Below are 13,441 nucleotides of genomic sequence, written 5' to 3'. Positions count from 1 at the left end.
ACCCCTCCGGTTAACGAGCGTTACCGGAGGGATCCTAGGGGGTGTACGCGACCGCGCCCCGGGGCGCGGTCAGGACATACCGCGCCGGGCCAGCAGCCACGGCTCCACCACGCCGAGCCCACGCACCGGCCGCTGCCACATCGGCTGCAGCCCGTACCGGTACTTCGGCACGGCCAGCGGCTCCACGCCGTTCTCGCGCTCCTTCTCGGCCGCCGCGGCCTCCTCCGCCGCCTGCGCCTCGGAGGCCGGGGCATCGCCCGTACGCGTCAGCTCCTCCGCGAACGCGCCGTCCACCAGCACGGCGTCCTTGGGCGCTATAGAGGTGAGGCGGCTGGCGAGGTTCACCGTCGTGCCGAAGACATCGCCCATCCGGGTCGTGACGGTGCCGAAGGCGATGCCGACGCGGAGCGCGGGCATCGTCTCGTCCTGGGCCATCGCCTCTATCAGGCGCAGCGCGATCTCGGCCGCCGTGCCCGCGTCGTCCGCGGCGAAGAGGACCTCGTCACCGAGGGTCTTGATGAGCCGGCCGCCGTGCGCGGCGACCAGGTCGGCGCAGGTCGTCTCGAACGACTCGACGAGCTCGCCGAGCTCCTCCTCCTCCAGCCGCCGGGTCAGCCGGGTGAAGCCGACCAGGTCGGCGAAGCCGACGGCGAGCCTGCGGTCCACCATCTCGTCGTCGTCGGCCGCCTGCACCACCCGGCCGGTCGCGGCGGCGAGCTGGCGCCGCCAGACATAGATGAGGAACTCCTCCAGCTCCGGCAGGAGCAGCTCCACCAGGGGATACGTGACCTCGGTGCGGGTCATGCCGGGCTCGGGCGGCTCGGTCAGCCCCTCCAGGAAGGAATCGATCTGCCATTCCGCCAGCCGGGCGGTGGTCTGCCCAGTGGACCGGGCCACCTGCACCGCCATGGGCTCGCTGAGCAGTCCCGCCTCCACGAGTCCGGCGAGCCGCCGCAGCGCGAGCACGTCCGCCTCGGTCAGCGCCTTCGCCTGCCCGATGTCGGCGAACCCCATGGCGCGCCAGAACCGCGACGCCAGGTCCATCGAGACACCGGCGGTACGGGCCGCCTGGAACGGGGTGTAGCGGCGGTCCGCCCCCAGGATCAGCTGTTCCAGCCGGATCGCGAGGGGATCGTCGGTCGGTTCCGCCGTGTGGTCGACTTCGTGATGCGGCGTCGCGTGGACCGAGGGTTCCGGTGGGGGCTCCGCGCCCGCGCCGGAGCTCGTGTCGTCGACGGTCACCAGCCGCCTCCTGCCCGTTCCCTGCGCACTGCCCTGCCGATCTGTCGGTGGATCGCCTCAACGATACGGCAGGTGTGCGCTACCTCACTAAGTGAGGGCGTCCCGGTACGAGGCCGGCCGGGGCCGGGGGCGTGGGGGTTTGCCCCCCGGCGGGTGGTTCCCACGGGGACGACGGCCGGATCGGGCCCCCGGTACGGGGCCGGCCCGGGGGATCGTGGTGGCTACGGGTGGTGGGCCGGGGCAGAGCCGGCCGGGAGGGGCACTGGGGCTTGTGTCGGAAGTCCCGCCGTCCGCCCGCAGGGCGGGCCCGGCGGCGTCCGGTGCGTGCGATCGCAAGGCGGAGGGTCGTCCTCGTACGGGACGTACTCGGGCGAGCCCGACAACGCAGCGAGCGTGCGTGCCAGGCGTCGCCGGGCAGGCGGGACTTCCGACACACGCCCTAGGTGAGGCCGCCCTCCGCGCCCCTCAGGTGGACGATGTCGCCCGCCGACACCGGTTCCTGCAGGCCTTCGTCGGTGGACAGGATCAGGCGGCCGTCGCCGTCGATCGCCACCGCCTCACCGGTGAGGGAGCGGTCGCCGGGGAGCTGGGCACGTACCCTCCGCCCCAGCGTCGCGCAGCCCGCCGCGTACGCCGCCTGGAGGCCGCTCTCCGCCGCGTCGCCGTCGGCCGAGCGCCATTCCTCGTACCAGTGCTCCAGCGAGCGCAGCACACCCCGCAGCAGGGTCTCCCGGTCGGTGGAGACCGCTCCGGCCAGGGCGAGGGAGGCGGCATTGGGGGCGGGGAGCTCGTCCGCGTGCAGGGACACGTTGACGCCGATACCGACCACGACGCCGTTCGCGGCGCGCTCGGCCAGGATGCCGCCCGCCTTCCGCTCCTCGCCCGCCACCGTGACCAGCAGGTCGTTCGGCCATTTCAGCGCCATGTCGACGCCCGCCGCCTTGGCCAGGCCGGTCGCCGCCGCGACACCGGCGAGCAGCGGCAGCCAGCCCCAGCGATGGACCGGTACGCCGTCGCCGGGCGTCAGGTAGACGGAGAAGAACAGGCCGGAGCGGGCGGGCGCCGACCAGGTCCGGTCGAGGCGGCCTCGGCCCGCGGTCTGTTCCTCGGCGATCAGGACCGTGCCCTCGGTGAGTTCCGCAGCCCGTCCCGCGAGGTCGGAGTTGGTGGAACCGGTCGTGTCCACGACGTCGAGTGAGGTCCACAGTCCGCCGGGCCGCAGCAGTCCGCGGCGCAGCGCGGGGACGTTCAGGGGCGGCCGGTCCAGGTCCGACCAGCGGTTCTGTGACGCATCCGGAGGTGTCATGCAAGCCACCCTAGGTGTGGCAAACGACGCACTGCCGAACGGTATCCGCGCCGATACGCTACGGATCAGTAGCCATTCCGTACCTTCGGCAGCTGCCCGGCCGGCCGTCCCCGCGCACGCATCGCGCACCCGGCCGCGCACGCAGCCGTAGAACCCACCAGTCAGTCGTCCCCGTGACCAGGCAGGGAGCCGCCACCCGATGTCCGAGCCGGAAGAGATCGACATCCACACCACCGCGGGCAAGATCGCGGACCTGCAGCGCCGTATCGACGAGGCGACACACGCCGGTTCCGCACGCGCGGTCGAAAAGCAACACGCCAAGGGCAAGTTGACCGCCCGCGAGCGGGTCGATCTTCTGCTCGACCAGGGCTCCTTCGTGGAACTCGACGAATTCGCCCGGCACCGCTCCACCAACTTCGGCATCGAGAAGAACCGCCCGTACGGAGACGGTGTCGTCACCGGCTACGGCACGGTCGACGGCCGCCCCGTCTGCGTGTATTCGCAGGACTTCACCATCTTCGGCGGCTCGCTCGGCGAGGTCTACGGTGAGAAAATCGTCAAGGTGATGGACTTCGCGCTGAAGACCGGCTGCCCGATCATCGGCATCAACGACGGTGGCGGCGCACGGATCCAGGAGGGTGTGGCCGCGCTCGGTCTCTTCGCCGAGATCTTCCGCCGCAATGTGCACGCCTCGGGTGTCGTCCCGCAGATCTCGCTGGTCGTCGGACCGTGCGCCGGTGGCGCGGTCTACTCCCCCGCGATCACCGACTTCACCGTCATGGTCGACCAGACCTCGCACATGTTCATCACGGGTCCCGACGTCATCAAGACGGTGACCGGTGAGGACGTCGGCTTCGAGGAACTGGGCGGCGCCCGTACGCACAACACCACCTCGGGTGTGGCGCATCACATGGCGGGGGACGAGAAGGACGCCATCGAGTACGTCAAGTCGCTGCTGTCCTACCTCCCGTCGAACAACCTCTCCGAGGCGCCCGCCTTCCCGGAGGAGGCGGATCTCACGGTGACCGACGAGGACCGCGAGCTCGACACCCTCATCCCGGACTCGGCGAACCAGCCGTACGACATGCACACCGCCATCGAGCATGTGCTGGACGACGGCGAGTTCCTGGAGACGCAGGCCCTGTTCGCGCCGAACATCATCACCGGCTTCGGGCGTGTCGAGGGCTACCCCGTCGGCATCGTCGCCAACCAGCCGATGCAGTTCGCGGGCTGTCTGGACATCAACGCGAGCGAGAAGGCCGCACGCTTCGTCCGCACCTGCGACGCGTTCAACGTGCCCGTGCTGACCTTCGTCGACGTCCCCGGCTTCCTGCCCGGCGTCGACCAGGAGTACGGCGGCATCATCCGGCGCGGCGCCAAGCTGATCTACGCGTACGCGGAGGCGACCGTCCCGCTGATCACGGTGATCACCCGCAAGGCGTTCGGCGGCGCGTACGACGTCATGGGCTCCAAGCACCTGGGCGCCGACATCAACCTCGCCTGGCCGACCTCGCAGATCGCGGTGATGGGCGCGCAGGGTGCGGTGAACATCCTGCACCGCCGCACGATCGCGGCCGCCGAGGATCAGGAGGCGACCCGCGCCGAGCTGATGGCCGACTACGAGGACGCGCTGCTCAACCCGTACGTGGCGGCCGAACGCGGCTACGTGGACGCGGTGATCATGCCGTCCGACACCCGGGCGCACGTGGTGAAGGGGCTGCGCCAGCTGCGCACGAAGCGGGAATCCCTGCCCCCGAAGAAGCACGGCAACATCCCCCTCTAGAAAGGGTCCTGACCATGATCAAGGTCGTACGGGGCAACCCGACCCCGGAGGAGCTGGCCGCCGCACTGGCAGTGGTCCAGGCGCGCGCCGCGGCGACGGCCGCTGTGTCGTCCGGCGCGCCCGCGCAGCCCGAACAGTGGTCCGACCCGGGCCGCATCGCCCGCCGGGAGCGCCACCGGCCCGGCCCGCGGGCCTGGGCGCGCACCTACTGGCCGGGGTAGCCGTCCGGCCGCACGGTGTCCTCGGAGGCCCGGAACCCGCCACAGGGGTCCGGGCCTCCGCCGTGCGGCCGCGGAACGATCTGGTCCGTACGCACCAGGGCGGCTGAGTACCCGTACTCAGGCGCCGCGGGGGCGGCCGCAGCAGGATCGGGACCATGCTGTGGTCCGACCCCGAGAACAAGCCTCCGAAAGAGCTGCGCGACGCCCAGGACATGATGCGGCGCGTGTGGCTGGTGCTTGCGCTCGCCATGGTCGTCGCGATGCTGGCGCTCGGCACGCGCTGACGCCGTGGGCGCCCGGTGCCGCGGCGCGCGTCATGGCGACGGATGCCCGGTGGCGCGGCGCGTGCCGCAGTCGTGGGCGCCCGGCGACGTGGCGTGCGCCGAGGCCGTGGATGCGTGGTACTGCGGCGCGCCGGGCCCTTCTACGATGGCCGGTATGACTGATCAGCGCCGTCTCGTGCTCGCCTCCGCCTCCCCCGCCCGTCTCGGTCTGCTGCGCCAGGCAGGCTTCGCACCCGAGGTGATCGTCAGCGGTGTGGACGAGGACGCGTTGACCGCCCCGACGCCGGGCGAGCTGGCGCTCGTCCTCGCCGAGGCGAAGGCCGCCGCCGTGGCCGGCCGTCCGGAGGCCGCGGGGGCCCTGGTCGTCGGGTGCGACTCGGTCCTCGAACTCGACGGCGAGGCACTCGGGAAGCCGGCCGACAGCGAGGACGCCACCGCCCGCTGGAAGTCCATGCGCGGCCGGTCCGGGATCCTGCAGACCGGCCACAGCGTGATCGACACGGCGACCGGGCGTACGGCGTCCGCGACGGCGTCCACCGTCGTCCGGTTCGGTGAGCCCACGGATGCCGAGATCGCCGCCTACGTCGCCTCGGGCGAGCCGCTCCATGTCGCGGGCGCCTTCACGCTGGACGGGCGCTCGGCACCGTTCGTCGACTCCATCGAGGGCGACCACGGCAATGTCATCGGGCTCTCGCTGCCGCTGCTACGCCGGCTCCTGGGCGAACTGGGTTTCTCCGTCACCGACTTGTGGGTCTGACGTGCACGGCTGACGCGCACGGGCGGGTCACGCGGGCGCCGGAGCACCCTCTTCGGCGCCGCCGCCGTTCCCGTCCGCCTCGCCGTCGCTCTTCTCTCGCGCGGTCCCGTACGCCACCAGAGTCAGCACGATCAGTCCGAGCACGACCATCATGAAGGCGAACGCGGCCCAGCCGACCAGCCCCACGGTCAGCGCGCCCAGCACCCCGTGCACCACGGCGCAGCTGATCAGGGCGAACCGTCCGACCCGGCCGGGGGCCCGGTCACGGATGCCGGTCAGCAGCAGGACGAGACCGCACAGCAGCAGATAGAGGCCGGCGACGCCACCCATCGCCCATGCTCCGGCGGACATGGCGGCGGGATCGAGCCCGGCCAGCGACATCTCCTGGTTGTCGACGACCGTGGCCAGGATGCCGTTGACGAGCACCATGCCCGCGGCTTCCACGAACAGCACGATCGCGGCCACGAAAGCCACCGGTCTGCGCACCACGGCGCTCACCCCCTGTTACCTGCAGTACGTGCGATAGCGCGGACCCTACTAACGGGTAATCCTTCGGACAAGAGTTCAGACCGCCCTGCCTGCCTCTTTTCGCACCCGGGCATGGATCACACTCGGCACACGGACCCCGCGTTGTCGCGCCCCTCGTGCGTCGCGCAAAGAAAACCCCGCCCCTTAGTAGGTATTCCACAAAGAAACGCCGGGAGCTGTCGTTCCTGTGAACAGAGACCTGGACCACACCTCGTGGCTACTGTGCGGTCATGAAACCCGGCGTACCGTGGTGCCACAAGGGATTTCACGCTTCGAGCAGGCCTCGAATCACGCTCCGTGTGGGCAAGCTCACCAATGGGGACGGGTCGTAAGGCCGTGTCGGTAGTCCCTAAACTCAGCTTGTTTCAAGGAGGGAGCCATCGTGCGCAAGGTGCTCATCGCCAATCGTGGCGAAATTGCTGTCCGTGTTGCTCGGGCATGCCGGGATGCCGGGATCGGGAGCGTGGCCGTCTACGCCGACCCGGACCGGGACGCTCTGCATGTGCGTGCGGCCGACGAGGCATTCGCTCTGGGCGGTGACACCCCGGCCGCCAGCTATCTGGACATGGCCAAGGTGCTGCAGGCTGCCAAGGACTCGGGGGCGGACGCGATCCACCCGGGCTACGGCTTCCTGTCGGAGAACGCCGAGTTCGCCCAGGCCGTGCTGGACGCCGGGCTGACCTGGATCGGTCCGCCGCCGCAGGCGATCCGCGACCTGGGCGACAAGGTCGCCGCCCGCCACATCGCGCAGCGTGCCGGTGCGCCGCTGGTCGCCGGCACCCCGGACCCGGTGTCGGGTTCCGCGGAGGTCGTGGCGTTCGCCGAGCAGCACGGGCTGCCGATCGCGATCAAGGCGGCGTTCGGCGGTGGCGGTCGCGGGCTGAAGGTGGCCCGGACGCTGGAGGAGATCCCGGAGCTGTACGACTCCGCCGTCCGTGAGGCGGTCGCGGCGTTCGGGCGCGGGGAGTGCTTCGTGGAGCGCTACCTCGACAAGCCGCGGCATGTGGAGACGCAGTGCCTGGCCGACTCCCACGGCAATGTGGTGGTCGTGTCGACACGTGACTGCTCGCTGCAGCGCCGTCACCAGAAGCTGGTGGAGGAGGCTCCCGCGCCGTTCCTGTCCCAGGAGCAGAACGCGGAGCTGTACGCGGCGTCGAAGGCGATCCTGAAGGAGGCCGGGTACGTCGGTGCGGGCACCGTGGAGTTCCTGGTCGGTGTGGACGGCACGATCTCGTTCCTGGAGGTCAACACCCGTCTGCAGGTCGAGCACCCGGTCACCGAGGAGGTCACCGGTCTCGACCTGGTCCGGGAGATGTTCCGGATCGCGGACGGCGAGAAGCTCGGCTACGACGACCCGGCGGTGCGCGGACACTCGTTCGAGTTCCGGATCAACGGTGAGGACCCGGGCCGCGGCTTCCTGCCCGCCCCGGGCACGGTGACGGTGTTCGCACCGCCGACCGGTCCGGGTGTCCGCCTGGACGCGGGCGTCGAGTCCGGCTCGGTGATCGGTCCGGCGTGGGACTCGCTGCTGGCGAAGCTCATCGTGACCGGTGCCACGCGTGAGCAGGCGCTGCAGCGGGCGGCGCGCGCGCTGGCCGAGTTCAACGTCGAGGGCATGGCCACCGCAATCCCGTTCCACCGCGCGGTCGTCACCGACCCGGCGTTCACCAGCGACCCGTTCCGCGTCCACACCCGCTGGATCGAGACCGAGTTCGTCAACGAGATCAAGCCCTTCGCCGCTCCCGCCGACGCGGAGGCGGAGGAGGAGGTGGGCCGCGAGACGGTCGTCGTCGAGGTCGGCGGCAAGCGTCTCGAGGTCTCCCTGCCCTCCTCGCTGGGCATGAGCCTGGCCCGCACCGGACTCGCCGCGGGCGCCAAGCCCAAGCGCCGCGCGGCGAAGAAGACCGGCTCCGCGGCCTCCGGCGACACCCTCGCCTCGCCCATGCAGGGCACCATCGTCAAGATCGCCGTCGAGGAGGGCCAGCAGGTCCAGGAAGGCGACCTGATCGTCGTCCTCGAGGCCATGAAGATGGAACAGCCCCTCAACGCCCACCGCGCCGGAACGATCAAGGGTCTGGCCGCCGAGGTCGGCGGCTCGGTCTCGTCCGGCGCCGTGATCTGCGAGATCAAGGACTGATCCGCCGATCCGTGCCGGGGCCCCTGCGGAGTCGTACGAACGACTCCGCGGGGGCCCTTGTCGTCTGTCGGCTCCGCCCCGGTGTCGCGGCGGGTTCCGGTCCGGCCCCGACGGGGCGGAGGCCTACGTTTCCGCAATGGCATCCTGGACCCCGGGGGCGGAAAAAGGGAGGACTGCGCAATGGCGATGAGCACGGCACAGACGCCGGGCCGGCCCATGCGCGCCGACGCGCGGCGCAACTACGACCGGTTGCTCTGCGAGGCCCGTACGGCGTTCGCGGAGCACGGCACCGATGCCTCGCTGGAAGACATCGCGCGCCGGGCGGGCGTGGGGATCGGCACGCTGTACCGGCACTTCCCGAACCGGCACGCGCTGATGAGCGCGGTGTTCCAGGAAGCGGTCGCCTCACTGCTCGCCCGCTCCCACGAGCTGGCGAAGGCGGATCCGTGCGGGGGCCTGGTGGACTGGCTCGGCGCAATCATCACCCATGCGGGTGAGTACCGCGGGCTCGCGCAGGCACTCATGTCGACGTCGCGGGACGAGACTTCGGCCCTGTCCGACTGCAACGTGCCGCTGCGCGAGGCGGGGGCACGGCTGCTCGCACGGGCGCAGGCGAGTGGGACGGTACGGGCGGACGTGTCGATCGGCGACCTGATGCAGCTGACGAATGCGATCGCGCTGGCGGCGGAGCAGGCGCCGGAGGATCCGGCGTTGGCCGGGCGACTGCTGACGCTGACGTTGCAGGGGCTGAAAGGGCCGCGGGCGGCGGCGGGCTGAGACTGCTCCTCAGTCGCGGGAGGGGCCGGGTTCCGTCGGCCCCATCAAGCCCGTCCGGCACTTGAACGCTGGGGTTCGGGGCAGTGCCCCGATGGACTCAGCGGCGCCGGAGGTCCGCCACGCGGGACCGGTCGCCCGGGGACTGGTCCGTCAGGGCCGAAGCCGCGCTGCGCAGTTGCGGCCCCGGACCGCTGTGCGTGCGCCGCTGACCGGGCAGGGGCATGTCGCGGCGCGCCTGGCGCCCCGACGAGTGGGAGTCGGTCCCGACCGGCCCCATCCCCGCCCCGGCCACCGCGATCTGTACGCCCTGGTCGGCCAGCGCCTGCAACTCGGTGGCGGACCGCTCGTCGTGGGCCGGAGGTTCGTCCGTCACCAGACGGGTCATCAGGTCCGTGGGCACCGTCTGGAACATCGTGTCGGAGCCGAGCTTGGTGTGGTCCGCCAGGACCACCACCTCCGCGGCGGCCTGCACCAACGCCCGGTCGACGCTCGCCGAGAGCATGTTGGACGTGGACAGCCCCCGTTCCGCGGTGAGTCCGCTCCCGGACAGGAACGCGCGCGACACCCGCAGCCCCTGGAGCGACTGCTCCGCACCGCTGCCCACCAGGGCGTAGTTGGAACCGCGCAGGGTGCCTCCGGTCATCACCACCTCCACCCGGTTGGCATGGGCCAACGCCTGGGCGACCAGCAGTGAGTTGGTGACGACGGTCAGGCCGGGGATCCGCGCGAGCCGACGGGCCAGCTCCTGCGTGGTCGTGCCTGCTCCGACCACAATGGCCTCGCCCTCTTCGACGAGACCGGCGGCCAGGTCGGCGATGGCCGTCTTCTCCGCGGTGGCGAGATGGGATTTCTGCGGAAAGCCGGACTCCCGCGTAAAACCGCCCGGCAAAACCGCACCGCCATGCCGGCGGTCGAGGAGTCCTTCTGCCTCCAGTGCCCGCACGTCCCGCCGTACGGTCACTTCGGAGGTCTGGACGACGCGGGCGAGCTCACGGAGCGATACCGCCCCGTTGGCGCGCACCATTTCGAGGATCAATTGACGACGTTCTGCAGCGAACACGAAACTGACAGTAACGTGACCACCCGAGAGTTTTCAGCAGTTTGCGCCGAATAACAGAAGTTGTACACACAAGGGGCCGCCAAGTGATATAGGCGGCCCCGTTGTTGTTCCCTACTGATCGTCCGACGGCCTCCCGCCGGCCTGAGTTGCCAGGGGTTGCCGGGGAATGCCGGGTTCCTACGCCTCGCCGGCCCGCTTCCGGGTGTGCAACTGCCGTGCCACTTCGGCGATCGATCCCGACAGGGACGGGTACACAGTGAAAGCGTTTGCGATCTGTTCCACCGTCAGATTGTTGTCCACCGCGATCGAGATGGGGTGGATCAGCTCGCTGGCCCGCGGCGCGACGACACAGCCGCCGACCACGATGCCGGTGCCGGGCCGGCAGAAGATCTTGACGAAGCCGTCCCGGATGCCCTGCATCTTGGCGCGCGGGTTGCGCAGCAGCGGCAGCTTCACCACACGTGCGTCGATCGCGCCGGAGTCGACGTCCGCCTGCGTGTAGCCGACGGTGGCGATCTCCGGGTCGGTGAAGACGTTCGAGGAGACGGTCTTCAGATTGAGCGGGGCCACCGCGTCACCGAGGAAGTGGTACATCGCGATCCGGCCCTGCATCGCGGCGACCGAGGCCAGGGCGAAGATGCCGGTGACGTCACCGGCCGCGTACACGCCGGGGGCGCTGGTGCGGGAGACCTTGTCGGTCCAGATGTGGCCGGAATCCTTGAGCCGGACCCCGGCCTCCTCCAGACCCATGCCCGCGCTGTTCGGGATCGCGCCGACCGCCATCAGACAGTGCGAACCGGTGATCACGCGGCCGTCGGCGAGGGTGACCTCGACCCGGTCGCCGACCCGCTTCGCCGCCTGGGCGCGCGAGCGCGCCATGACGTTCATGCCGCGGCGCCGGAAGACGTCCTCCAGCACGGCGGCGGCGTCCGGGTCCTCGCCCGGCAGCACCCGGTCGCGGGACGAGACGAGCGTGACGCGGGAACCGAGTGCCTGGTAGGCGCCGGCGAACTCGGCACCGGTGACACCGGAGCCGACCACGATGAGCTCCTCGGGGAGCTCGTCGAGGTCGTAGACCTGGGTCCAGTTCAGAATGCGCTCGCCGTCGGGGAGCGCGTCCGGGATCTCCCGGGGGTGGCCGCCGGTCGCGATCAGCACGGCGTCGGCGGTGAGCCTCTCCTCCGTACCGTCGGCCACGGTCACGACGACCGTGCGGGAGCCGTCGGCGGCCTGGAGGCCTTCCAGACGCCCGCGGCCACGCATCACGCGCGCCCCCGCGCGGGTGACGGAGGCGGTGATGTCGTGGGACTGGGCGAGCGCCAGGCGCTTCACCCGTCGGTTGACCTTGCCGAGGTCGACGCCGACCACCCGCGCCGCCTGCTCGATGTGCGGCGTGTCGTCGGCGACGATGATGCCCAACTCCTCGTACGAAGAGTCGAAGGTGGTCATCACCTCTGCCGTCGCGATCAGGGTCTTGGAGGGCACGCAGTCGGTGAGTACCGACGCGCCGCCGAGGCCGTCGCAGTCGACGACGGTCACCTCCGCGCCGAGCTGGGCGCCCACCAGTGCCGCCTCGTAGCCGCCGGGTCCGCCGCCGATGATCACGATCCGGGTCACAAAAAGTCCGCCTCGCGTATGTCATCCCGCGGCCGTCTGCCGCCCCGGCCGGGGGTCCGGGGGATCACCCCGGGGGTATGCAGTACGTACTCCATTGTCCCGCACGCGCCAACATGCTTCGCCCCGGGGCCCTCCATACGGGAGCCAGGACGGCGAAAGGGGCGCGGCGAGGTCCCCTCGCGGAGACCTCCACGGGTTCCCCTCGAAGGCGCCGACCGGGGTCTTCCTCACAGGAATCGCCGCTCCCGGGGTCACCTCCCGTACCCTCGACCCCATGTCGCTCTACGCCGCGTACGCCGGCAACCTCGACGCGCGGCTGATGACGCGCCGCGCACCGCATTCCCCGCTGCGCGGCACGGGCTGGCTCAACGGCTGGCGGCTGACCTTCGGCGGGGAGCAGATGGGCTGGGAAGGCGCGCTGGCCACGGTGGTGGAGGCGCCGCGCTCGCAGGTCTTCGTGGCGCTGTACGACATCGCGCCGATGGACGAGGACTCCATGGACCGCTGGGAGGGTGTCGGCCTCGACATCTACCGGCGGATGCGGGTCCGGGTGCACACCCTGGACGGCGAGGAGCCGGCCTGGATGTACGTGCTGAACGGGTACGAGGGCGGGCTGCCGTCCGCCCGCTATCTGGGCGAGATCGCGGACGCCGCCGAGTCGGCGGGCGCACCGCACGACTATGTGATGGAGCTGCGCAAACACCCCTGCTGAGGCGCCGCGCCGCTGCCCGGTTCTGTGTGAAAGTACAAAGAGTCGCGTGGAGACTCTGCGCAGGGGCATCTACGCGCGTAGGGAATCACCGGCTACCCTCATCCGCGTGAACGCATCTGTTATTCCGGACAACATCCAGGGCGACCCGCACGCCGCCGCTGCCGACGCCGCTGCCCGCCTGCGCGAGCTGACCGGTGCCGAGACCCACGACGTCGCCCTCGTGATGGGTTCCGGCTGGGCACCTGCGGGCGACGCGCTCGGCACTCCGGAGGCCGAGTTCCCGGTGACCGAACTTCCCGGCTTCCCGGCACCCGCCGTCCAGGGCCACGGCGGCACGATCCGCTCGTACCGGATCGGCGAGAAGCGCGCCCTGGTCTTCCTCGGCCGCACGCACTTCTACGAGGGCCGCGGCGTCGCCGCCGTCGCGCACGGGGTCCGCACCGCCGTCGCCGCGGGCTGCAAGACCGTCGTCCTGACGAACGGCTGCGGCGGTCTGCGCGAGGGCATGCGCCCCGGACAGCCGGTCCTGATCAGCGACCACATCAACCTGACCGCGGCGTCCCCGATCGTCGGCGCCAACTTCGTCGACCTGACCGACCTGTACTCGCCGCGGCTGCGCGCGCTGTGCAAGGAGGTCGACGACACCCTCGAAGAGGGCGTGTACGTGCAGTTCCCCGGCCCGCACTACGAGACCCCGGCCGAGATCAACATGGTCCGGGTGATGGGCGGCGACCTGGTCGGCATGTCCACGGTGCTCGAAGCCATTGCCGCGCGGGAGGCGGGGGCGGAGGTGCTGGGCATCTCGCTCGTCACGAATCTGGCTGCCGGGCTGAGCGGGGAGCCGCTGAACCACGAAGAGGTACTGCAGGCAGGACGGGACTCGGCGACCCGGATGGGGTCGTTGCTCGCGCGGGTGCTCGAGCGCATCTGACCGCGCGTCGCCCTGCGGCGGGCGGTGTCTGTCGCCCGGGACGGCCCCGCGCGGCGTGCCACCCACCCGCACCCGGAAAACACCTC

At 71.0% G+C, this 13,441-nt stretch carries 13 protein-coding genes; 8 read left to right on the top strand and 5 right to left on the bottom strand.

What is annotated here, in order from left to right:
* Positions 1–69: 69 nt before the first annotated feature.
* Positions 70–1,242, bottom strand: a complete 1,173-nt coding sequence (locus ACFU8W_RS15010) for an adenylate/guanylate cyclase domain-containing protein (protein WP_327244662.1) — start codon at positions 1,240–1,242, stop codon at positions 70–72.
* A 439-nt stretch (positions 1,243–1,681) separates the two neighbouring features.
* Positions 1,682–2,548 (bottom strand): biotin--[acetyl-CoA-carboxylase] ligase, encoded by an 867-nt coding sequence (locus ACFU8W_RS15005; protein WP_384036439.1) that lies wholly within the window; start codon positions 2,546–2,548, stop codon positions 1,682–1,684.
* Positions 2,549–2,747: 199 nt separating this feature from the next.
* Here ACFU8W_RS15005 and ACFU8W_RS15000 point away from each other — a divergent pair, with 199 nt between their 5' ends.
* From ACFU8W_RS15000 to ACFU8W_RS14985, 4 genes are all read left to right on the top strand, one after another.
* Positions 2,748–4,331 (top strand): acyl-CoA carboxylase subunit beta, encoded by a 1,584-nt coding sequence (locus tag ACFU8W_RS15000; RefSeq protein ID WP_384036436.1) that lies wholly within the window; start codon positions 2,748–2,750, stop codon positions 4,329–4,331.
* A 14-nt stretch (positions 4,332–4,345) separates the two neighbouring features.
* A complete protein-coding gene (locus ACFU8W_RS14995) occupies positions 4,346–4,552 on the top strand; it encodes an acyl-CoA carboxylase subunit epsilon (protein WP_345515177.1) in 207 nt (68 codons plus the stop codon).
* A gap of 155 nt (positions 4,553–4,707) precedes the next feature.
* The gene (gene mmpB / locus ACFU8W_RS14990; RefSeq protein WP_266982230.1) at positions 4,708–4,836 is read left to right on the top strand and encodes a morphogenic membrane protein MmpB; all 129 of its coding nucleotides are present in this window, start codon (positions 4,708–4,710) and stop codon (positions 4,834–4,836) included.
* A 145-nt stretch (positions 4,837–4,981) separates the two neighbouring features.
* On the top strand, positions 4,982–5,593 hold the full coding sequence (locus tag ACFU8W_RS14985) for a nucleoside triphosphate pyrophosphatase (RefSeq protein ID WP_376664118.1): 612 nt from the start codon (positions 4,982–4,984) through the stop codon (positions 5,591–5,593).
* A gap of 27 nt (positions 5,594–5,620) precedes the next feature.
* Here ACFU8W_RS14985 and ACFU8W_RS14980 read toward each other — a convergent pair whose 3' ends face one another.
* Positions 5,621–6,091 (bottom strand): hypothetical protein, encoded by a 471-nt coding sequence (locus ACFU8W_RS14980; protein WP_345515173.1) that lies wholly within the window; start codon positions 6,089–6,091, stop codon positions 5,621–5,623.
* A 412-nt stretch (positions 6,092–6,503) separates the two neighbouring features.
* On the opposite strand from ACFU8W_RS14980, the gene ACFU8W_RS14975 reads away from it, so the two are divergent.
* Together ACFU8W_RS14975 and ACFU8W_RS14970 are read left to right on the top strand one after the other, a co-directional pair.
* Positions 6,504–8,258: an acetyl/propionyl/methylcrotonyl-CoA carboxylase subunit alpha gene (locus ACFU8W_RS14975; RefSeq protein ID WP_384036431.1), complete on the top strand. Its 1,755-nt coding sequence runs from the start codon at positions 6,504–6,506 to the stop codon at positions 8,256–8,258.
* 180 nt (positions 8,259–8,438) lie between these two features.
* Positions 8,439–9,035: a TetR/AcrR family transcriptional regulator gene (locus ACFU8W_RS14970; RefSeq protein WP_384036428.1), complete on the top strand. Its 597-nt coding sequence runs from the start codon at positions 8,439–8,441 to the stop codon at positions 9,033–9,035.
* A 97-nt stretch (positions 9,036–9,132) separates the two neighbouring features.
* Here ACFU8W_RS14970 and ACFU8W_RS14965 read toward each other — a convergent pair whose 3' ends face one another.
* Together ACFU8W_RS14965 and ACFU8W_RS14960 are read right to left on the bottom strand one after the other, a co-directional pair.
* Positions 9,133–10,095 (bottom strand): DeoR/GlpR family DNA-binding transcription regulator, encoded by a 963-nt coding sequence (locus ACFU8W_RS14965; protein ID WP_384036425.1) that lies wholly within the window; start codon positions 10,093–10,095, stop codon positions 9,133–9,135.
* 177 nt (positions 10,096–10,272) lie between these two features.
* Positions 10,273–11,712 carry an NAD(P)H-quinone dehydrogenase gene (locus tag ACFU8W_RS14960; protein ID WP_345515169.1) on the bottom strand — a complete coding sequence of 480 codons (1,440 nt, stop codon included), beginning with the start codon at positions 11,710–11,712 and terminating at the stop codon, positions 10,273–10,275.
* Between the two features lie 274 nt (positions 11,713–11,986).
* On the opposite strand from ACFU8W_RS14960, the gene ACFU8W_RS14955 reads away from it, so the two are divergent.
* Positions 11,987–12,424, top strand: coding sequence for a gamma-glutamylcyclotransferase (locus tag ACFU8W_RS14955; protein ID WP_266982241.1), 438 nt, complete (start codon positions 11,987–11,989; stop codon positions 12,422–12,424).
* Positions 12,425–12,530: 106 nt separating this feature from the next.
* On the top strand, positions 12,531–13,355 hold the full coding sequence (locus tag ACFU8W_RS14950; protein ID WP_326792701.1) for a purine-nucleoside phosphorylase: 825 nt from the start codon (positions 12,531–12,533) through the stop codon (positions 13,353–13,355).
* Positions 13,356–13,441 lie beyond the last annotated feature (86 nt).

This window comes from Streptomyces sp. NPDC057565 (genome assembly GCF_042801455.1).
Taxonomy (GTDB): domain Bacteria; phylum Actinomycetota; class Actinomycetes; order Streptomycetales; family Streptomycetaceae; genus Streptomyces; species Streptomyces yanii.
Note: the sequence above shows the minus strand (reverse complement) of the source record. Positions and strands in the feature narration are given on the sequence as shown.